This is a genomic window from Streptomyces sp. PA03-1a (genome assembly GCF_033792805.1).
Lineage (GTDB): Bacteria > Actinomycetota > Actinomycetes > Streptomycetales > Streptomycetaceae > Actinacidiphila.
The window spans coordinates 1-20,934 of sequence record NZ_JARAVO010000046.1 but is presented as its reverse complement, the minus strand read 5'-3'; the positions used below and the strand labels follow the sequence as shown (position 1 = coordinate 20,934).

The 20,934-nt window shown below is 70.9% G+C and carries 15 protein-coding genes and 3 pseudogenes; 11 read left to right on the top strand and 7 right to left on the bottom strand.

Going from position 1 to position 20,934, the window contains the following annotated elements:
- Window positions 1-100: 100 nt before the first annotated feature.
- Together PV341_RS12970 and PV341_RS12965 are read right to left on the bottom strand one after the other, a co-directional pair.
- Window positions 101-304, bottom strand: a pseudogene (locus PV341_RS12970) (helix-turn-helix domain-containing protein); the annotation flags it as partial.
- A gap of 66 nt (window positions 305-370) precedes the next feature.
- A pseudogene (locus PV341_RS12965) lies at window positions 371-1,577 on the bottom strand (RNA-guided endonuclease InsQ/TnpB family protein).
- Window positions 1,578-1,729: 152 nt separating this feature from the next.
- On the opposite strand from PV341_RS12965, the pseudogene PV341_RS12960 reads away from it, so the two are divergent.
- Window positions 1,730-2,062, top strand: a pseudogene (locus PV341_RS12960) (alpha/beta hydrolase); the annotation flags it as partial.
- A gap of 51 nt (window positions 2,063-2,113) precedes the next feature.
- On the opposite strand, the gene rph reads toward PV341_RS12960, so the two are convergent.
- Window positions 2,114-4,705, bottom strand: coding sequence for a rifamycin-inactivating phosphotransferase (gene rph / locus PV341_RS12955; RefSeq protein WP_500357808.1), 2,592 nt, complete (start codon window positions 4,703-4,705; stop codon window positions 2,114-2,116).
- A 248-nt stretch (window positions 4,706-4,953) separates the two neighbouring features.
- The gene (locus PV341_RS12950; RefSeq protein WP_500357806.1) at window positions 4,954-7,317 is read right to left on the bottom strand and encodes a glycosyl hydrolase family 95 catalytic domain-containing protein; all 2,364 of its coding nucleotides are present in this window, start codon (window positions 7,315-7,317) and stop codon (window positions 4,954-4,956) included.
- 351 nt (window positions 7,318-7,668) lie between these two features.
- Here PV341_RS12950 and PV341_RS12945 point away from each other — a divergent pair, with 351 nt between their 5' ends.
- Window positions 7,669-8,823 (top strand): bifunctional class I SAM-dependent methyltransferase/NUDIX hydrolase, encoded by a 1,155-nt coding sequence (locus PV341_RS12945; protein ID WP_500357804.1) that lies wholly within the window; start codon window positions 7,669-7,671, stop codon window positions 8,821-8,823.
- Between the two features lie 256 nt (window positions 8,824-9,079).
- Here PV341_RS12945 and PV341_RS12940 read toward each other — a convergent pair whose 3' ends face one another.
- Window positions 9,080-9,766: an alpha/beta fold hydrolase gene (locus PV341_RS12940; protein WP_500357802.1), complete on the bottom strand. Its 687-nt coding sequence runs from the start codon at window positions 9,764-9,766 to the stop codon at window positions 9,080-9,082.
- Window positions 9,767-9,856: 90 nt separating this feature from the next.
- Here PV341_RS12940 and PV341_RS12935 point away from each other — a divergent pair, with 90 nt between their 5' ends.
- Window positions 9,857-10,819 carry a helix-turn-helix transcriptional regulator gene (locus tag PV341_RS12935; protein ID WP_500328326.1) on the top strand — a complete coding sequence of 321 codons (963 nt, stop codon included), beginning with the start codon at window positions 9,857-9,859 and terminating at the stop codon, window positions 10,817-10,819.
- Window positions 10,820-10,955: 136 nt separating this feature from the next.
- Window positions 10,956-12,413: a glycoside hydrolase family 47 protein gene (locus PV341_RS12930; RefSeq protein WP_500357800.1), complete on the top strand. Its 1,458-nt coding sequence runs from the start codon at window positions 10,956-10,958 to the stop codon at window positions 12,411-12,413.
- 27 nt (window positions 12,414-12,440) lie between these two features.
- Here PV341_RS12930 and PV341_RS12925 read toward each other — a convergent pair whose 3' ends face one another.
- Window positions 12,441-13,046 carry a PadR family transcriptional regulator gene (locus PV341_RS12925; protein WP_500328323.1) on the bottom strand — a complete coding sequence of 202 codons (606 nt, stop codon included), beginning with the start codon at window positions 13,044-13,046 and terminating at the stop codon, window positions 12,441-12,443.
- Between the two features lie 64 nt (window positions 13,047-13,110).
- Here PV341_RS12925 and PV341_RS12920 point away from each other — a divergent pair, with 64 nt between their 5' ends.
- The 6 genes from PV341_RS12920 to PV341_RS12895 all read left to right on the top strand — a co-directional run bounded on the left by PV341_RS12920 (window position 13,111) and on the right by PV341_RS12895 (window position 17,839).
- Window positions 13,111-14,325, top strand: a complete 1,215-nt coding sequence (locus PV341_RS12920) for an FAD-dependent oxidoreductase (protein ID WP_500328322.1) — start codon at window positions 13,111-13,113, stop codon at window positions 14,323-14,325.
- 683 nt (window positions 14,326-15,008) lie between these two features.
- A complete protein-coding gene (locus PV341_RS12915) occupies window positions 15,009-15,575 on the top strand; it encodes a glycine-rich domain-containing protein (RefSeq protein ID WP_500328320.1) in 567 nt (188 codons plus the stop codon).
- 142 nt (window positions 15,576-15,717) lie between these two features.
- Window positions 15,718-15,948 carry a hypothetical protein gene (locus tag PV341_RS12910; protein ID WP_500357798.1) on the top strand — a complete coding sequence of 77 codons (231 nt, stop codon included), beginning with the start codon at window positions 15,718-15,720 and terminating at the stop codon, window positions 15,946-15,948.
- The gene (locus PV341_RS12905) at window positions 15,948-16,313 is read left to right on the top strand and encodes a toxin Doc (protein WP_500357796.1); all 366 of its coding nucleotides are present in this window, start codon (window positions 15,948-15,950) and stop codon (window positions 16,311-16,313) included. The genes PV341_RS12910 and PV341_RS12905 overlap by 1 nt, the downstream gene beginning before the upstream one ends.
- A gap of 150 nt (window positions 16,314-16,463) precedes the next feature.
- Complete coding sequence (locus PV341_RS12900; RefSeq protein WP_500357795.1) at window positions 16,464-17,702, top strand: SpoIIE family protein phosphatase; 1,239 nt, start codon at window positions 16,464-16,466, stop codon at window positions 17,700-17,702.
- On the top strand, window positions 17,699-17,839 hold the full coding sequence (locus PV341_RS12895) for a hypothetical protein (RefSeq protein ID WP_500328314.1): 141 nt from the start codon (window positions 17,699-17,701) through the stop codon (window positions 17,837-17,839). Before PV341_RS12900 ends, PV341_RS12895 begins: the two co-directional genes overlap by 4 nt.
- A gap of 53 nt (window positions 17,840-17,892) precedes the next feature.
- Here PV341_RS12895 and PV341_RS12890 read toward each other — a convergent pair whose 3' ends face one another.
- A complete protein-coding gene (locus PV341_RS12890; protein WP_500357794.1) occupies window positions 17,893-18,762 on the bottom strand; it encodes an LLM class F420-dependent oxidoreductase in 870 nt (289 codons plus the stop codon).
- A 678-nt stretch (window positions 18,763-19,440) separates the two neighbouring features.
- Between PV341_RS12890 and PV341_RS12885 the strand changes: the two genes are divergently transcribed.
- Entirely contained in the window at window positions 19,441-20,880 is a 1,440-nt protein-coding gene (locus tag PV341_RS12885; protein WP_500328311.1) for a family 2B encapsulin nanocompartment shell protein, read from the top strand.
- Window positions 20,881-20,934 lie beyond the last annotated feature (54 nt).

The window sequence follows — 20,934 nt, the reverse complement described above, 5'->3', positions numbered from 1 at the left end:
CCACCGTGGGTACGGGCGACGGAAAGGCCCCGGCTCCGTCAGCGGCCCCAACGGGCCCTCGTTCCCGCTCCCTTGCGCGCCTCGGCTGCGGACGGGGCGCCTACGGGGTGTGTGCCGTGTTCCGCATGCGGGCGGCGTCCCGGCTCGGGGGAGCGCCGAACTGGCGGTGGTACTCGCGGCTGAACTGCGAGAGGTTGTCGTACCCGACGCGTTGGCCGACTCCGGTGACGTCGCCCGGGTGGTTGGCGAGCAGCAGCCGTGCCTCCTGCAGCCGGATCTGCTTCTGGAACTGGATCAGGCTCATCTCTGGCCGTCGCCAGTACTCCGGCGGGCCCGGCGTCTGGACCCGGGAGTTGACTTCCTCCCCCGTCTAAAGGCGGGGGATTCCAGCGGTTGCCCGCTGGGGTTCCTGCTTCACCGACGACCGCCCGGTCCGGGAAGACTCCCGTAGAGGTCTTACACCGTCTCCACAGGCAGACACCGCCTGCCCGGCGGCCAGGATGTTGCGCGCCGCGTTCGCGTCGCGGTCATGCACGGCACCGCAGTCGCACGTCCACTCCCGGACGTTCAGCGGCAGCTTCTCACGGACCGCGCCGCATTCCCCGCACAGCTTCGAGCTGGGGAACCAGCGGTCGATCACGAAGGTCGCGCCTGTACCAGGCGCTTTTGTACTCCAGCATGGAGCGCAGTTCCGTCCACGAGGCGTCGGAGATGGCGCGCGCGAGCTTGCCGTTCTTCAGCAGGTTGCGGACGGTGAGGTCCTCGATCACGACCGTTTGGTTCTCACGGACGAGGCGAGTCGACAGCTTGTGCAGGAAGTCGCGGCGCCGGTCGGCGATCCGCGCGTGGACGCGAGCGACCCTCCGGCGAGCCTTCTCCCGGTTCGCCGAACCCTTGGCCTTCCGCGACAGCTCCCGCTGCGCGCGAGCAAGGCGTGCGCGGTCGCGGCGCTCGTGCTTCGGGTTGGCGATCTTCTCGCCGGTGGACAGGGTCACCAGGGACGTGATCCCGGCGTCCAGGCCGACCGCCGTCCTGGTGGCGGGCGCGGGGGCGATGGCGTCCTCGCACAGCAGGGAAACGAACCAGCGTCCTGCCGCGTCGCGGGACACCGTCACAGTGGTCGGCTCCGCGCCCTCAGGCAGCGGACGCGACCAGCGAATGTCCAGAGGCTCGGCCATCTTGGCCAGAGTCAGATGCCCCTCGCGCCACGTGAATGCGCTGCGCGTGTACTCGGCCGACGCGCGCGACTTCTTCCGCGACTTGTAGCGCGGGTACTTCGCACGCTTGGCGAAGAAGTTCCCGAACGCTGTCTGAAGATGGCGAAGCGCCTGTTGGAGCGGGACGGGGGACACCTCCGTCAGGAAAGCCAGTTCCTCGGTCTTCTTCCACTGTGTCAGCGCGGAGGAGGACTGCAGGTAGGAGATGCGTCGCTGCTCGCCGTGCCAAGCCCGTGTTCGCTCCTCCAGCGCCTTGTTGTACACGAGGCGGACGCAGCCGAACGTGCGCGACAGCTCAGCCGCCTGCTCGTCCGTGGGGTAAAGGCGGTACTTGAACGCCCGTTTGACCTTCTGCGTCACGCCCACAATCTACCTGCTTCCGTGTGAGTGTTGGGTTTCGGCCGGGTCGCCGGTGGACGCTAGTCCTCCCCGACGGCAAACTGACTCCTTCTGCCCTGCTCCACAGGAGCCTCGTTTCCTTCCTGGCCTGAAGGCCGGGGTATCCACGAGGGACAGAACCGACGAACGCGTTCGGATGGCGTGCGGTCCTCGGTGTCCGCACCGACGCCGAGGTGTCCCCGTACGTCTCGCCCGCGCTGGCCGACGACCTCTGGGGCCTGCCGACCACCTACGTCGACACCGGCTCCGCCGAAGTCTTCCGCGACGAGGACACCGACTACGCCACCCGCATCTGGGCGGCCGGCGGCCAAGCCGAACTCCACGTCTGGGCAGGCGGTTTCCACGGCTTCGACGCCCTGTACCCGCAGGCGCGCATCTCGGCCACGGCCCGCCGGACCCGCACCGACTGGCTCGCCCGGCTCCTGACCCCGCACGGCGCCGTGTGACGCCGAGATGCGTGAGGGGGTGCGCCGGAATCCCGGCGCACCCCCTCTCCGTCACGGCAGGATCTCGACGTACCCGTCGGTTCCGTGCACGCGGATCCGCTGACCGTCCCGGATCAGCCGGGTGGCCTGCTCCACGCCCACGACGGCCGGCAAGCCGTACTCCCGGGCGATCACCGCGCCGTGGGTCATCAGACCGCCGACCTCCGTCACCAGGCCTGCGATGCCGACGAACAACGGCGACCAGCTGGGGTCGGTGAAGGTCGTGACCAGGATGTCGCCCGCCTCGAGTTCGGCCTCCGCGATGTCGAGGATGACGCGGGCCCTCCCCTCGATGGTCCCGGCGGAGACCGGTACGCCGACCAGGGCGCCCGGCGGCACGTCGTCGCGCCGGTACGCCCCGGTGAGGGCCTCGCCGTCCGACGTGAGGACCCGGGGCGGTGTGAGCGCGTGGTACGACCGGAACGCGTCCTTGCGCTGCCGGATGAGCCGGGCGTCCACCTGGTGCGAGCGCACGACGTCGTGGAGTTCCTGGAAGGTGAGGAAGAAGACGTCCTCCTTCTCGGGAAGCACCTCGGCCTGCACGAGGCGTTCGGCCTCCTCCAGCAGGGCCCGCTTGTAGACGAAGTAGCGGCTGACGATGCCGTACTTCGGGTACTCCCGGTACCCGATGAAGGTCCGGACCCGATCGATCATCCGCTTGGTCTCGTCGGCCTTCCGGTCCCCGTCCGGCAGGGCCCGCAGGCGCGACAGCACGTCCCGTTCCTTCTCCTGCGCCTTCTTCCGGCCTTCCTCGAAGCGCCGCTGGGCGGCGCCAGGCTCGAAGTTCCTGACGTTGTCGAGGATCACGGGCACGAGCGTGGTGGGGCGCTCGCGCCAACGCGGCCTCGTGATGTCGATCTCGGCGACGCAGCGCATGCCGTACCGGTCGAGGTAGCCCTCGATGGCGTCGCGTGCCTCGGTGCCCCCGGCGAGCTTCGGCAGCTCGTCCAGGAAGCCCTCGTCCTGGACGTCCTGGAGGAACGCCACCACCTCGGCGTGCGGGCGGATCACGTCCGAGACGTCGAGCAGCGCCAGTCCCATCTCCGACGTGATGTTGTCGGGGGCGGACAGCGTGAGCGTGTCAGCCGCGTTCTTCTCGCCCAGCCACTCCTGCAGCTTGTCGTTGAGCCACCAGGTGGCCTCCATCCCCGCCATGATCGCCTGCATGTTCAACGGATCACCGAGGACCCGCTTGTGCTCCTCGAAGGCCTCCAGCAGGAAGGCGAACAGCGCCGGGCCGGTCTTCGCCTGGATGTCGCGCTCCAGGGCGGCGATGGACACCTGGCTGCGCTCGATCAGCTCGGTGACGATGGCCGGATCGGTCTCGATCGTGGCGGGCGCAGCGCCGAACGGGGGCTTGCCGGGAGGTGCGTCCGGGAGCGACGGGACGAAGTCGTCGCGGTCGAGGACGGTCTCCAGGGCGTCCCTGACCAGCGGATCGCCCTTCCCCATGACGTCCAGGAGGGCGGCGCGGCTCGCGGGCGAGGCCAGGCGCCGGGTGGCGTCGACGAACAGCCTCCCGCCGGCCGCGTGCATCGGCGCCATGGCCGTCAGCTGCCACATGGACAGCCCCAGGGGCTTCATGGGGTCGGTCATCATCTGCTGATGGCCGACGGAGACGTAGACGTGGTTCTCCTCGTCCCCGGCCTCGGGGATGGGGAACAGCGTCGTGATCGGCCGGCTCTGGACGATCTGGAAGGCGTCGTCGACCAGGCACCATTCGATGTCCTGCGGGCGGCCGAAGTGCGCTTCGATCCGCCGCCCGAGCTGCACGAGCCGCACGACCTGCGCATCCGTCAGCGCCGGCTCCTCCTGCCGCTGCGCGTCGATCGCCACCTCCTGCGTGCCGCCGGCCGGCAGGGCGTGAACGGCACGCTGTTTGGCGGCGATCGCCTTGGTGACGACTTCGCCGTCCCGCACCGTGTAGACGTCCGGGTTCACCAGGCCGGAGACCAGGGCCTCGCCGAGGCCGAAGCCGGCGTCCACGGTGGCGACCTTCCGGTTGCCCGTGACGGGGTCGGCCGTGAACAGGATGCCGGCCGCTTGCGGGAAGACCATCTGCTGCACGACCACGGCCATGTGGACCGTACGGTGGTCGATGCCGTTGCGCAGGCGGTAGGTCACGGCCCGCTCGGTGAACAGCGAGGCCCAGCACCGGCTGACGTGCCGGAGGATCGCCGTGGGCCCCACGACGTTCAGGTAGGTGTCCTGCTGACCGGCGAAGGAGGCCGTCGGCAGGTCCTCCGCCGTCGCGCTGGACCGGACGGCGTAGGCGGCCTGCTCGCCGAGCCGGGTGAGCGGGCGGGTGATCGCCGCCGCGAGATCGCCAGGGATGACGATCCCTTCGATGGTCCGGCGGATCTGTGCGCTGAGCCTGCGGATCGCCTCGCGGTCGTCCTGGTCCAGGCGCGACAGCTCATCGAGCCGCTCGCCGATCGACGGCGCCTGCGCCATGATCCGCCGGAAGGCGTCCGTCGTCACGCAGAAGCCGGCCGGCACGCGGATGCCTTCGATCCGCGACAGCCCGCCCAGGTGCGCGCCCTTGCCGCCGACAACCGTGACCTGCGTTTCGTCGACCTCTGGCAGATCGATCACGTACTGCACGTCGTGCCCTCATTTCCGCAGGTTGTGGCCTCGGCCGACGATTGTGCGCCACCCCCGGGGCCTTGCCGCAAGCCCCCCGGTGCGCTATACCTTGAGAGTGGCAAGGAGAGACATCTCCTTGCCTTTGCCATTTCACCGTCCGCGGGAACCGGCGAGTGGACGTCCCACAGGCCTGCGGATGCGGCCGCGGAACCAGGAATGCGCAACGGCCCGCCGGAGGAACCGGCGGGCCGTCACGAAGACCGTGGCTAGGGGATGCGTATCGTCACGGACTTGCCGGGCTTGAGGGTGAGCTGCTTGCGGAAGTCGCCGGCGCGCAGCTCGGTGGCGGTCCCGCCGGTGCTGCGGACGGTCGCCTCGGTCACCTTGCCGTTGCGCCAGGACAGGTCCACCTCGAAGCCGCCGCGGGCGCCCACTCCGGTCACGGAACCCTTGGCCGCCCAGGCCTGGGGGAGTGCGGGCAGCAGCTCGATGACGCCCGGCCGTGAGTAGAGGATCATCTCCAGCGCGGCGGTGGCACCGCCCAGGTTCGCGTCGATCTGGAAGATCGTGTAGCTGCCCTGGCTGTACATGTCGAACCAGTTGGCCGAGGTGCCGTTGCCGTTGGTGATGGACGGCCGCAGCACCGTCAGGTACAGCTGGTAGGCCTTCTCCGCGTCCTTCAGCCGGGACCAGCACAACGACCGCCACGCGCACCCCCAGCCGAAACTGTCCATGCCGCGGGCGGTGAGCAGCGCACGGACCCCTTCGAGCAGCTCCGCCGGGCTGGTGTCGGCGGCGATCCGGTCGCCCGGGTAGAAGCCGATCAGCGGCGACAGGTGCCGGTGCGTGACCTCGCCGAGGTTGTCGGGGGTCATCCATTCCTCCAGCCAGCCGGTCTTCGGGCTGACCCGGGGCAGGTAGAGCTTGGCCTGCATCGCGCTGAGCTCGGCGGCCAGTTCGGTGTCCCGGTGGAGCACGCGGGAGGCGGTCTTGAACTCCTCGAAGAGCTCCCACGCCAGTTCCTGCCCGTAGGTGTTGCCCTTCCCGTCCGGACCGTGCTCCGGCGACCAGGAGGTGTCGTCGATCAGGACTTGTTGGGACGTGCCGTCCGTCCCGGTGACCGTGGTGCTGATCAGGCGCGCCTGCCAGAACTCCGCCGCCCCCTTCAGGACGGGGTAGATCAGCTCCAGGTAGGCGCGGTCCTGGCTGTACTCGTAGTGCCGCCACAGGGAGTTGCACAGCCAGGCGTTGCCGGAGGGGTGCCAGGCCCAGCCGCTGCCGCCGTGGATGTTGGTGGAGAACGCGACCGCCCACCCGGCGATCTTCCCCGTGCTGTTGCGGAACCGGTTGCGTCCGTCGTTGAACAGCCGCTTGGTGACGTCGGTCCAGACCGGCAGCTGGGACACGCAGTACCGGGCGAGGGCGTACGCGTTTTCGCCCAGGCCGGCCGGGTCGGCCAGCCAGTAGTTCATCTGGACGTTGATGTCGGTGTGGTAATCGGCGTACCAGTCCGGGTTGTTGTTGTGCACCCAGATGCCCTGCAGGTTCATCGGCAGCCAGTCGCGGGAGCCGGTGATGGTGAGGTAGCGGCCGTACTGGACGTAGGCGGCCTCCAGTTCCGGGTCCGGGGTGGTCGCGTCGGTGTACCTCACGGCGATGCGGGACCAGGAGTCCAGGGACCGCTGCAGCGCCGAGGACTCGCCCAGGTCGATGCTGAACCGGTTGTAGAGCCGGTGGTAGTCGGACACATGGGTCTTGAGCAGCTCGTTGCCGGACACCTTCGCCGCGGCGGCGATCTTGGCGCGGGCCACCGCGAGGGGGCCGGTGCCCGGCTCGCGGAACTTCTTCGCGGCGTCGGGGGAGTAGTCGGTGCCGCCGCACACCACGATCAGCAGCTCCCGGCACCCGGCGAAGGACAGCTTGTCGCCCTCCACGCTGACCCGGCCCGACGCACTGACCGCGGTCACTGCCGCCGCGTAGCGCAGACCGTTCTTCAGCGTCCCGGCGAACGACACGTGCCCGCTGCCGCCCGCGGTGGTCTCGCCGTGCGTGCCGGCCAGCGAGACCGTACCGGTGTGCGGCCCGCCGCTGAGCCGGACGACGACCACGTCGTCCGGATGGCTGGCGTACACCTCGCGGCGGTGGAGGTTGCCCTCGTGCAGGTACTCCGCGCAGACCACGCCGTTGCTCAGGTCGAGCCGGCGACGGTACTTGCTCACCGCCTTGCCGGAGTGGCCGGGCAGTGCGATCCGGAGCTTGGCCAGGAGGCCGAAGCTGCCGAAGTCGTCCGGACCGTACGGCAACTGGCCGTCGTCGGTCAGGGTGTCGTTGGTGCCGCCGGTCCAGAACGCGCCGTCGGTCAGGTAGAGGAAGTCGTCCGCCGGATCACCACCGACCAGCGCGCCCAGCCGGCCGTTGCCGACCGGCAGTGCCTCCTGGATGATGCGCGCCTCGTTGGCGGGCGTGCGGTACCAAAGCGACGTGGCCTTCTCCTCCGGGACGATGTCCACGCTGGTCGGACGGGCGGGAGCGGCATGTGCGGCGAACGGGTAGAGGCCGCTCGACAGGGCGAGGGCACCACTGGTGGCGCCGGCCAGGCGGAGGAAGTCACGTCGGGAAGAAGCGGACACGGCAAGGGTTCCCTTCCAGGGTCACAGCAGCCCACGAAAAGTATTCATAAATAATCAACTTGTTTCGCCCATGTCAACGGCCGATGCCAAATTAACCCGACCTTTTCCCTTGCCGCTGTTGATCTTATGGAGTTTTAGTCCGTGATTTCCCCATCTTCGGCTCGAACTCCACGGTCCATGTTGAGAGGAGGTCGGATGTCTGTGAGGCGGCGACGAAGGTGTTCTGACGGATCGTCGGGTGTCAGTGCACGCACGCGCATCGATGGCGGCGCATGATGTGGTGTCGAACGGCCGTCAGGGGGCAGGCGCGGCCGCACCGTGGGTAGGGACAGCACTGTGGACCCTGTCGAAGTGACGAACGCCGACGCCTGGACCGCCTACGGAGCCCACCACGTGGCCAGGGGCACCGACGTTCCCGACGCGGACGACATCTCCTGGGGCTTCTGGCCGGACGAACACGGCGTGGAGGCCCTGGGCGACGTGCGAGGGCGGCGGGTCGCGGACCTCGGATCGGGCCTGGGCAGGCATGCCGCCCACCTGGTCCGTGCGCACGGTGCCGACGTCGACGCCGTCGAAGCCTCGCCCACCCAGTACGAGCGCGCCGCCGCGCGTTACTCGGCCGTGCCGGGGCTGCGCCTGATCCTGGCCGACGCGGTCGAGCATCTGCGGCGGGCGGATCCGTACGAGGTGATCTACTCCGTCCACGGTTTCGCGTACGTCGACCCGCGACGGCTGCTGCCCGCCGTCGCGGACGCGCTGGCACCGGGCGGCAGGCTGGTGTTCTCGGTCCTGCACACCGACTCCGACGGCCAGGGCCCCTCGGACACCGTCACGGCCCGCCCGCAGATCCTGCCCCTGGCGGGCGGCGGGCAGCTGACCGTGCAGATGTGGGTTCTGGCACCGGAGTTGTGGCGGGACCTGCTGGAGGAACACGGCTTCGTCATCGAGGGGATCGAGGTCCTGGACGCGCCGGAAGAGGGTGTCCCGACGTCCTGCCGGCTGTTCCGCGTACGTCGGCGCACCCGGGTCACCAGCCGCCCCCGTACCACCGGCCCGCCGCCGCCGAACACCGCCCTCGGCGTCGGGGCGATCCTGCACGGCCCCCGCGGTCTTCTGCTGGGCCGGCATCGCCGGGGTACGTGGGAGCTGCCTGGGGGTTCGGTGGAAAGAGGGGAGTCGCTGGCCGGTACCGCCTCCCGTGAGGTGAAGGAGGAAACCGGCTGCACCGTACGCGAGGAGGACGTCGAGCTGCTCGGCCTGCTCCTGGACGAGGCCCAGGGCATGCTGCGGGCGACCGTGGCCGCGGTGATCACCGCATGGGACGGCGAACCGGCCGACCAACCCGGCGAGCGCGTGGGTGACTGGCGGTGGTGGCCGCTCGACCGGCTCCCGAACGGCCTGTTCGTCCCCAGCGCTCAGTGCCTGACCACCTGGCGCCCCGACCTGCCGATCGAGCACCCGCCCGCCCGGCTCCATCCCCTGCAGGCCCGCAGCGAACATGCGTGAGTCCAGGGAGCTCCTGGTCGTGTGAGGCGGCGAGCGGGGAGTGGACGCGGGTGCCCGTCGGGGTGTCAGGTCGGCTGCGGGCGGAGTCAGAAGGGAGGTGTGTCGTCCGCCGCGAGGGTCCATGACGGTCCGGCCGGGCGCGGGATCACCCGGTCCGCGTCCGCGTACGGTGGTCAAGATCAGCCGCGTCCATGGAGGCGCACCCTAACGCGTGCCGCCGACAGCCGTGCCCATCAAGCGCCCGGTGGCTCCCTCGTCAGGCCGCGTCGGCTGCCCCGGCCAGGATCCGGGCCAGTTCGGCGGGCTGGGTGATCATGGGCCAGTGGCCCGAGTCGATGTCGGCGAAGTCGACGTGCTTGGCCCGGGCGAGCTCCGGGACGTCGCCGGCGTTGATCCACTCCTGCGCCTGCGTGGGCGTGAACTCGGGGCACACGACCACGACCGGGACGTCGAACCTCCGTTCGTCCGTCAGTCGCACCACTGCCTTGGACACGCCTGCGGGTACCGGGATCGCGGCGGCCGCCAGCTCCCGCCTGGCGCCGTCATCGAGGTCGGCGGCGTCCGGTCCCTCGAAGGGGCCCCAGCCGGGGAAGGGCATGACGCCGCCCGTCACCTCGAAGAAGTCGGCGTACGGCTGACCGCCGGCGGTCGGGAAACCGCCGATGAGGGCGACCTTGGCGACCCGCCCCGGCCGCCGGTCGGCAGCCAGCCAGGCCAGCGTGGAGGCGGCGGAATGCCCCACCACCAGGGGCTTGCCGGGCGTGGCGTCCACCGCGGCGAGCACCGTCGCCAACTGGTCGTCGAGCGTGGCGGACACGGAGCCGTCCCCCTGGCCCGGCAGGGTGAGCGGTACGGGGCGGTGGCCGAGCGATTCGAGCGCGGACGCGACGCGGCCCCACACGGATCCGTTCAGCCACAGGCCGCCGATGAGCAGGATGTCCATGGTCGGTTTCCCTTCTCCAACTTCGTGGACGCCACCGTAGGAGGAGATCCGGACGATCCACTGCCGGTTCATCCGGATTAACCTGCTCCCGTGCCGAACGACCTCAGCCCCACCGCGCGGGCGCTGCGCGCCCTGGAGATCCTCCAGACCCGCCCCGGTACGACGGCCGGCGAACTCGCCGTGCGGCTGGGCGTCACCGAGCGCGCCGCGCGCCGGTACGTCGGGATCCTCCGGGAGGCCGGCATCCCCGTGGAGTCGGCCCGGGGGCCGTATGGCGGGTACCGGCTGGGGCGCGGGACGAGGCTGCCCCCGGTGCACTTCACGCAGTCCGAGGCCCTGGGCCTGGTGATGGCGGTGCTCAGCGCCCAGCCGGCAGCGGCCGGTACCGACGACCTGGTCGGCGCAGCCCTGGGCAAGGTCGTCAAGGCGCTTCCGGAGAGCGTCGGCCAACAGGCCGCGCTGCTGCGGGAGTACGCGTCGGCCGCGGCGGACCCGTACGCGGCGCGCCCCGATCCGGCCATCACCAGCGAAATCGTCGACGCCGTCGCGGCCCGGCGGCGCGTGTCGGTCACGTACCGCAGCGAGGCCGGCAACGAGTGGGAGGCGGAGGTGGACCCCTGGTCCATCGTCGTCCGCTACGGGCGCTGGTACGTGCTGTGCCACTCCCATCGTGCGGACGCGATCCGCACCTACCGGCTCGACCGGATCCGTGCGGTCCGGCCGACCGGGCACGGGTTCGAGCCGCCCGAGGGCCTCGACCCGGTGGCGGCGCTCGAGGAGAACCTGGGCCTGGGGTGGGAGTTCTCCACCCGCGTGGTGTTCGACGCGCCCCTGGCCGAGGTGGCCCCGTGGATCCGGCCGCCCATGGGGCGGCTGGAGCCCTCGGGGGAGGGATGCGTGCTGGTCGGCAGCACCCGCAACCCGGACATGTACGTGCAGGAATGGCTGGCGAGGGTGCCGTTCGCCTTCCGCGTCGAGGGCGGGGAGGAGCTGCGTGCCGCGGTTGCGGCGCTCGTGGCGCGTTTCACCGCCGCCGTGGCGGACCGGTCCTGACCACGGCCTCGACGCGGAAGGCGTGCGGGGTCGGCGTCGCTGCTTGAGCCGGTCATCGGCAAGGATGTCCCGTCAATGCGGTGATCTCCCGTGGGGCCGGGAAAGGGGATGGCGCATTTGGGGCATGTGTGCGGTCATGGGAACTTTCGTGGGTCCTGGCGGAGTGTCACGGCGCAGGCTGCTCGGTGCCGTGGCCGCCCTGACGCCCGTCGCTGCCGTTCCGGCCGTGCCCTCGGCCGGTGCGGCCGCCGTGGCGCCCGAGCCGTATGCGGACCTGGGGGAGGAGGCCGTCGCCTCGTTCCGTAGGTCGTGGGACGCCTACCGGCGGCTGGCCTGGGGCCGTGACGAGCTGCGGCCGCTGCGTGGCTGCGGTGCGGACTTCTTCGTCCGGGGTCACACGTTCGGCCTGACGATCGTCGAGGCGCTCGACACGCTGTACCTGATGGAGCTGGACGAGGACCTGGCCGCGGCCGTCCATTGGGTGCGCGACGAACTCGTCCTCGACCAGGACGTGTCGGTCCAGGTCTTCGAGTCGATCATCCGGCTGGTCGGCGGGCTGCTGTCGGGGTACCTGGCGACCAGGGAACCCGTGCTGCTGGATCTGGCCCGCGACCTCGCGGACCGGCTGATGCCCGCCTTCGTCAAGTCACCCACGGGCGCCCCCTACCGCTACGTCAACCTCTCCACGGGCGCGGTGGGCGGCCAGGTCAACTACGTCGCCGAGATCGGCAGCTGCATCACCGAGTTCGGGGAGCTGTCCCGGCTCACCGGCGACCGCTCCTACTACGGTGCGGCCAAGCGGGCGCTGCGCGCGGTCTACGAACGCCGCTCGCGGCTGGACCTGGTGGGCACCAGCATGAACGTCGAGACCGGGGCGTGGACCGGCACCACCGCCACCCTCGATCCGCCCGTCGACTCCTTCTACGAGAGTCTGTGGCACGGCTGGGCGCTGTACGGCGACGAGGAAGTGCACACCTGGTACACCACGCTGACCGCCGGGATCTTCCGGTATCTCGCCGACCGGGACACCGGGCGGCTGTGGTTCCGGCAGGCGCAGATGACCACGGGCCGCGCAGCCGGCCACGTCGAGTCCGGGCTGACCGCCTTCTACGCCGGCCTGCTCGCCCAGAGCGGCCACCTCGCCGGCGGCGAGAGCTACCTCGACAGCTGGACGGCCGTGCTCGACACCTTCCGACTGCCGCCGGACCTCTTCGACTACCGGACCCTGCGGGCGATCGACCCGTCCTACCCGCTGCGCCCGGAGTACGCCAACTCCTGCCTGCTCCTGTGGCTCACCACCGGGAAGGAGCTGTACCGCGCACGCGCCCGCGAGATGTTCGGCCGTCAGGAGCGCTACTGCAAGGTCCCCAACGGCTACACGGTCGTCCGGGACGTGACGGTGTCCCCGATGGAACTGGGGGACCTGACCCCGGCGTACTGGTTCAGCGAGAACGCCAAGTACTACTTCCTGCTGTTCGCCCGGGCGCGCCGCTTCGACTACCGCTCCAGCTATCTGACGACGGAGGGCAACGTCCTGCGCGGGCTGCTGGCGCCTGGTGCCGCGTCCGGCACCGTCGGCCCTGCCGGGAAGTGACGCGGGGCCGCCCGGCCGCCCCGGTGGTCACCCTTCATCGCCCGCGTGGGCGAGCAGTTCCTCGGGCGACCAGGCCAGGCGCCCGTCCGCGAAATCGGCCAGCACGCCCCGTACCCACGCCAGCTCCGCCGCCGTCATCGTGCGCACGTACCCCAGCTCCAGCGTCGCGATCCGCGGCAGCCCGCTGTCCGCTTCCCGGGCGAGGTCCGCTTCGTGCTTCGCGAGGGCCGTCTCCAGGGCCTCGGCGCGGCGGCCGAGCGCATCCCGCAGTGCCTCCGGCGTCAGCATCATGATGAGCGACAGCGCGGCGGGAAACTCGGGGAACTCCTGCTTCGGCGTGGCGAGCATCTCGTCGAGCCAGCGGTGCGCCGCCTCGCTGCCCGCCTCGGTGACCTCGTACACGGTGCGCTCCGGGTACTGCGCGTCCCGGCCCGTCTCGCGGACGGCGATCAGCCCGGCGGCGAGCAGGCGCTCCATGGTCCGGTACAGGCCGGCCCGCTGACCGACGTTGACGACCTGGTCCTTGCCCCATTCCTTGAGCAGCCGCTGGATGCCGTAGGGATGCAGCGGCTTGTAGTGCAGCAGGGCCAGGACGGTCAGGGCGAGGGGGGAACTCCGGGGCGCAGTGCTCATGGCCCGATGCTACCCACGGTCGAACTAGTTGACCAGAGACTAGTTGCAGTGCAACTATCACGTCATGACGAACTCGACTGGCACCACGAACGGCAAGGTCCGCTCCGCACTGGTCATCGGCGGCGGCATCGCCGGTCCCGTCACCGCGATGGCGCTCCGGCAAGCGGGCATCGAGGCGACGGTCTTCGAGGCGTACGACGGCCCGGCCGACGAGGCCGGCGGCGGCATGGGACTGGCGCCGAACGGATTCCAGGCGTTCGACGCGATCGGCGTGGGCGACGCGGTCCGCGCGGTCAGCACCGAGATGAACGGCATGGTGCTGCAGAGCTGGAACGGCAAGAAGCTGGCCGAGTTCGGCACGCTGCCCGGTATCGATCCGACGCGCTTCGTGTTCCGCGCGGAGCTGTTCCGGACCTTGCGCGAGGCCGCCGAGGAGCGGGGCGTGGCCACCGTCTACGGCAGACGCATCGTCGACGCGGGCGCGGACGCCGAGGGTGTCACCGCGCGCTTCGAGAACGGCAGCACGGCGACGGCGGACGTGCTCATCGGCGCGGACGGACTGCGCTCCACGGTCCGCGGCCTGATCGATCCGACCGCCTCCGCACCGCAGTTCGCGGGCACGGCCGGGTTCGGCGCCATGGTCGCCGACGCCGGCGTCGCGCCCACCGACGGCATGATGCACATGACCTTCGGCAAGCGCTGCTTCTTCGCCTGGCAGGTCTTCGCGGACGGCACGGGCCTGTGGTTCATCAACCTGCCCGTGGCGCAGCCGCTCTCGGTCAACGAGCAGCGCGAGCGCGGCGGCGCCTATTGGCTGGAACACCTGGCGGAGGTCTGCGAAGGCGACGCCACCCCGGCCGGGCGGATGCTGGCGGCCACCGACCCGAAGACCATGCTCTTCGCCGGCAGCACCGAGAACATGCCGCAGCCGGTGCGCTGGAGCCGCGGTCGGATGGTCCTCACCGGGGACGCCGCCCATGCGCCCTCCTCCAGCTCCGGCCAGGGCGCCTCGCTCGCCGCGGAGAGCTCCGTCGAACTCGCCCGCTGCCTGCGCGACCTGCCCCTGCCTCAGGCGCTGGCCCGCTACGAGGAACTGCGCCGGCCCCGGGTGGAGCGGATCATCAAGGAGACCGCCCGCACCAACGCCCGCAAGGCCGCGGGCCCGGTCGCGCGGGTGATCCGCGACGCGCTGCTGCCGACGATGTTCAAGCTGATGAAGCCCGAGAAGAACGCCTGGCAGTTCCGGTACCCGATCGACTTCGACGCCCCGGTGGCGTGATGACCGGAACCGGCTGAGCTGCGAGGAGTCACCCGGTCGGCTACTGAATGTGCACGCCATGCAACGCAGGGTGATTCTTGCTGTGGGCTCGCTGCTGTCCATGCCAGCTTCCTCTCCGGGCGGTGTCTGCCGCGCACTGTGAGCCCCTTCCTGGAGGTGACGTGTTGTCCCGAATAGCCCTGCCTCAGGCGTCCCTAAGGCGACGCCGAGGTGGTCTGCGGATGTGGACGATGGCCGCGAGCGTGGCCCTGGCGTCCAGTGCTCTGACAGGTGCCGCGCACGCGGAGAGCACCGGCGGCGGTCGGGCTGACGCCGTGAAACCCGGCGCCACGACCGCTCTCGCCGACCCGTGCTTCCTCTTCCCCTACTTCCCCGGGTACTGCCCGAGCCGCCCCGGCTACCACGGCTACCCCGGATACCCGGGCCGTCCGTGGCATCCCGGCCGACCGGGCATCCCCGGGCCTCCTGGCCCCCAGGGCCCGCCCGGACCGCCTGGAACTCCCGGAGCGCAGGGTCCGGCTGGTCCGGCCGGGCCTGCCGGCCCGCAGGGTGACCCCGGGACCCAGGGCCCGCCCGGAACGCAGGGACCGGCCGGGCCTGCCGGCCCGCAGGGCGACCCCGGAACGCAGGGTCCGCAGGGCCCGGCTGGACCGCCCGGACCTGCCGCCGCCCCCCACGACCTCGTGGACTTCAGAGTCGGCGACGGAACGTTCACCCCGCCAGCCGGGGTCACCAGGGTCTTCGTCCAGGTGTGGGGTGCGGGCGGGGGCGGCGGTGGAATCGGACTCATCCCCGTCCCCCTCGGCGGAGGCGGCGGTGCCGGCGGCTTCGCCTGGTGTCCCGTGGACGTGACACCCGGGACGGTCTACAACGTGACCGTCGGTCTAGGAGGGGCCGGTGCCAACGCCGTCGGCGTGAACGGTACCAACGGGGCGAACACCGTCCTGTCCGGCCCGAGCGGTATCCTCGCGAGGGGTGACGGCGGCACCGGAGGACGCGCCGGCCTCCTCCCCCTGACTCCCAGTCCCGGCGGCAACGGCTTCTGCTCGGTCGGCGGTACGACCCGTCAGGGCGCCGAGGGCCAGCCTCCCGTCGTGGCCCAAGGGCTGGCCGGCCCTGGCGGCCAGCCGGCGGTGAGCGGCATCGTCGAGCCTGCCCCACAGGGTGCGGGCACGGGCGGCGACGGTACCGTGGCCGCGCTGATACCCGCCGACAACGGTGGTGACGGATACGCCGTCATCTGGTGGTAGCCGAGGACACGCATCAGGCCCGGCGCACCCTTCGGTGCGCCGGGACCTGAGGTCTTCGCGCCATGACAGGCTCGGTTCGGTATGACGCAGCAGATCGCGGGCTCGGGTGCAACGGCCGCAACCGATCCGGTACCTTCGGTGCATGCCGGATGTGAGCGTGGACTACACCGAAGCCGAGTTGCGGCAGTTGCAAGTCGCCGCCGCAGCCGCGGGGATGTCCGTCGAGGACTACATCCACGCCACGACCGTCCTCGAAGGGCGCCGCCGGGTCTTCGTCTCCACGGCGCTCGACTTCCACGACGCCCATGCGGCCGCCTTCGACGGGGCCTTCCCCGACGACGCACCCCGCCCTGGAGCGGGTGCCGCCGCCTGATGGAAGTCTTCACCGACGTCCGCTGGCTCCTGGAGATCCAAGAGGCCCGCATGACGGACCTGGCGGTGCGCGACTACTCCGCACTGGTCGCAGCTGTCGCCCGGCACCGCGTGAACACCCCCGCCTTCGGCGCCGATTACGACGAGGCCTGGCGCGCGGCCGCCCTGATGCACACCATCATCCAGCTCCGCCCCCTCCCCGCGCGCAACGCCTTGTTCGGCGCGATGGCAGCGGTGGCCTACATGACGGCCAGCGGCCACACCCTCAATGCGCCCTACGCCCCGGTGGAGCTCGCCCGCGACATGGTCAGCGGCAAGGCCGACGTGTTCACCGCCGCCGAACGCATCCGCTCCTGGCGAGCGTGAAACGCAGGGCTGGCCGGGAACTCTGTTGCCGTTGATGTCTGAGGGCCCGCGGAGCACAGTGTGCCGGTTGCAGCCGCGAGTGGGCACAGATTGACGCTCACCGCTGCGGTAGCCAAGCTGGTGAGGGGGCTGGTGGAAGGGACCGCGGCCGTGAGTGCTGGAAAGAGTGGACTTCCCCGGCTGCTGACGGCCGCCGAGACAGCGGCGCCGGCGGATGCCGTCGACGTGGTCGCGGAGGACCTGCGGCGGCGTTTTCAGGCTACGAAGGTCTCTTTCCTCATCGTGGACCTGACGGGGAAGGCGGTGGCGCGGCTGTCCACCGCCGGGGCAGTGGGGGGTGAGCGGGAAACGGAACGGATCCCCCTGTTCGGCAGCGTCTACGAGCAGGTGATCCGTACCCAGCGGCTGTATCAGGCGGCGACGAGCCGCGGACAGCGAATGATCATACCGGTCACCAACCGGGGGGACGCCATTGGACTGCTGGAGCTGCTCCTGCCGACCGACTGCGGCGAAGACGTCCTTGATGCCGTCGGGGAAGCCGCCCATGCGCTGGCCTATGTCGTGATCGCCAACGGGCGCTTCACCGACTTCTACACCTGGGGCAAACGCTCTAGGCCCCCCACCCTGGCAGCGGAGATCCAGTATCAGCTGCTGCCCGCGTCGCTGTCCTGCGAGGCCGCGCAGTTCACCCTGTGCGGGAGCCTGGAGCCCTCCGAAGACCTCAGTGGCGACACCTTCGACTACACCGTGGACCGGGACACCCTGCACCTCTCGGTGACCGACCCCATGGGGCACGACATCGACGCCGCCCTGGCCGCCACGGTCCTGGTGGGCGCTCTGCGCGGCGCGCGCCGTGTGGGAGCCGGCCTGGCCGAGCAGGCCCGCCGGGCCGACCAGGCCCTGGCCGAGCACGGCCAAGGTCACGCCACCGGGCAGCTCCTGCGCATCAACCTCCACACCGGGCAGGCCCAGCTCGTCAACGCCGGTCACCCCTGGCCACTGCGCGTACGCAAGGGGGTCGCGGAGGTGATCACCTGCGAGGTGGACCATCCCTTCGGGCTCTCCGCGTACGCGCCGCACCCTCACCGGGTCCAGGACATCGATCTGCGCCCCGGCGACCGTCTGCTCATGCTGACCGACGGCATGCTCGAGCGCCATGGGCAGCAGGTCGACCTGCTCGACATGCTGGAGCACACCCGGGACCTGCATCCGCGTGAGACCGCGCTGACCCTGACGTCCGCAGTCCGTGACGCCGCCGGCGGCCGGCTCGAAGACGACGCCACCGTGATGTGCCTGGACTGGCACGGCCCCCAGGAGACCCAGCGGCACGTCAGCTCCGGCGCGGACATCGAGCAAGCCTCAGCCGGCCGCGGGAAGCAGCAGCAGTGATCAGTGAGCTCTCCTGCCACTGGCCGCTTCTGGCGCGCATCCGCGACCGTGTCACCGAACTGCATGTGGCCGCGGCCAAAGCCACCCTGGCGGCAGGCGGCCGTGTGGAGCGGCTCGCCGCAGAAGGACGTATCTGACCCACCGCCCATGGGGTACACGGGGCCGCGCGCCGGCTTCGCACCGGCCACGGTCACTCGTTCCGGATGATCCACTCCCGGGCGAGTTCCGCGACCCAGGCGGCCGCCGCGTCGGCAGCGGGCGGGGGTGCGCCGACGACGACGAGTTCCGAGACGCCCGCAGTGGCGAGGGCCGGCAGGTGCTCGGGCGTGCCGTCGCTCAACGCGACGGCGACCGTGAGCTCGTCGAAGGCGCGACCTTGGCGGGCGCACTCGTCGGCGAGGACGGCGACGTGCGAGCCGACGTCGGCCACCGGGACGTTGAAGCCGTACCAGCCGTCGGCGTGCCTGACCGCGCGGCGCAGGGCGGCGTCGCTGTGGCCGCCGACCACGACCGGGAGCCGGCTACCGCGCCGTGGCTTCGGGTTGACCCGGATTCCGTCGAAGCGGGTGAACTCGCCCGCGAAGGAGGCCGGATCCTCGGCCCAGAGGACGCGCATCGCGGCGAGGTACTCTTCGGCGCGCCGCCCACGCCCGGCGAAGGGGACCCCGAGCGCGGCGAACTCCTCGGCCGACCAGCCGACCCCGACCCCGAGGCAGAAGCGCCCGGCTGAGAGCACGTCGAGTGTGGCGGCCTGTTTGGCGACCAGGACCGGGTGGTGCTCGGGCAGTAGGAGCACCCCGGTGGCGAGTTCGATCCGGCTGGTGACGGCTGCCGCGTAGCTGAGCGCGAGCAGCGGGTCCAGCCAGTCCGCGTCCGCGGGTACGGCGATCCGGCCGTCCGCGGAGTAGGGGTAATGGGAGGTGGGCGCGTCCACGAGCACCACGTGCTCGCCGCACCAGAGCCGGGCGAAACCGTGCGTCTCCGCGGCTGTGGCCACCGCCCCGATGACCTCCGGACGGGCACCGTCACCGATGCCGAGCGCGTGCAACCCCACTCGCATCCGCCACCTCCTGGCGTCACCCTAAGCGCGAAGTGCGGACGCCTTCGGCGTGACGTGGCACGCCGCGCGTGGTGGCGGCGCAGCGCGTCACCCGGACGGACGGGGCACCGCGGGTGTCCGCCGTGTCATCGCGACGCCGGACCGGGGAGTGCCTTGGGGCGTGACGGCCTGGGGGTGGGTGTTGCCTGGGGGCCGGCCGAGGAAGCCCTGCGATTCGCGCGTCGCGAACTCACCCGTGAGGGCGACGCGCGGATGGAATGTGGACCCCTACGCCTCACGGGACGCCCTGAAGCCGCTTGCCGGATGGGGTGCCGGGGAACCGGCGGTACGGCTCGACGCAGGCAGCCCGGGGGGGGGTTCTTCGCGCACCCGGTTCAAATGAAGTTCGCCCGCAGCCGGTGTCCCGGGTGTTTTGGCGGTGGTTTCGTGGTGGTGAACCCTCTGCGGAGGGTGATGTCACACGGCTCACGGAAGCGGTCCGGCGGCGCAGGAGCACACTGTCGGCCACCCCCGCCCCCAACAGCAGGTTTACCACCCCCGGAGCGCTGATCCGCCCCGTTCACGCCGTACCCCGCGCCCGGACCGTCCTGATTGAGTGGATCACAGGGTCGCCGCCGTCACGTCGTCACCGACCGCTGCGGTCACCTCTGTTCGTTCACCAGCCCTGCTGGAGGGAATGTGTCCACACTGGACAGCGCCACCGGTCCCGCCGTCGAAGAACCCGCCGCTGATCCCGCGGCCGAGCAGCTCACCAGTCTGAGCACCCGCGCGGCACGCCAGCTCGCCACGACCACCAAGTCCGAACCGCAGATGCAGGCCATCACCTCGCGATGGCTGCTGAAGGCCCTGCCGTGGGTGGACGTCAAGGGCGGCACGTACCGGGTCAACCGGCGCCTCCAACTGCGCACGAACCGTGGCCGTGTGCACTTCGAGCACAACGGGAGCGACGACATCCGCGTCATCCCGCAGTCGCTCACGGAGCTGCCGATCCTGCGCGGCTACGCCGACACGGACGTCCTGCGGGAGATCGCCGGCCACTTCCGGCCCCAGGAGGTACGCGCCGGACAGGTGCTCTTCGAGGCTGGCCAGCCCGTGACGGAGGTGTACCTGGTCGTCCGCGGCCGGTTCACCCGCTACACCTGCGGCAAGTACGGTGACGAGGGGATCATCGGGGTCGTCACCGACGGCGACCAGCTGGGCGACGAGGCCGTGGGGCAGCCCGACCCGCTGTGGTCGGCCTCGGTGCGGGCCGAGACGGCCGGGGTGGTCCTCGCGATGCCCTGGGCCGCTGTGGAGGACCTCACGCAGCGGGCGCCCTCCCTCGGCGCGCATCTGCGCTCCTACGTCGACCGGCAGCACCGGCCGATGAACCGCAAGGGCGAGGCCGACGTCCCGGTGCAGGCCGGCCACGTGGGCGAGCCGACGCTGACGGGCGGCTTCGTGGACTACGACCTCGCCCCGCGCGAGTACCAGCTGTCCCTCACCCAGACCGTCCTGCGGCTCCACAGCCGCGTCGCCGACCTCTACAACGACCCGATGGACCAGACCGAGCAGCAACTGCGCCTGACCGTCGAGGAGATCCGCGAACGCCAGGAGTGGGAGCTGGTCAACAACCGGGAGTTCGGCCTCCTGCACAACGTCGACTACGGCCAGCGGGTCAGCACCTTCGCCGGCCCGCCGGCCCCGGACGACATGGACGAGCTGCTGTCGATGCGCCGCAAGACGAAGGTCTTCCTCGCCCACCCCAAGGCGATCGCCGCCTTCTTCCGGCAGTGCAACCGGCGCGGCCTGATGCCCGGCACCGCGAGCCTGGACGGCCACGATGTGCCGGCGTGGCGCGGGGTCCCGATCCTGCCCTGCGGCAAGATCCCGATCAGTGACGACCAGACCACCAGCATCATCGCGTTGCGCACCGGCGAGGCGGACCAGGGCGTCGTCGGCCTGCACCAGACCGGCATCCCGGAGGAGTACCAGCCGGGCCTGAACGTCCGGTTCATGGGCATCGACTCCGCCGCGATCATCAGCTACCTCGTCACCGCCTACTACTCGCTGGCCATCCTCGTGCCCGACGCGGCAGGGATCCTGGAGAACGTCCAGGTCGGCCGGCTCCCCGAATGACGGCCTGGAGCACCCCGTGACCACACACCCCACCGCCTTCACGCTGCCCGGACC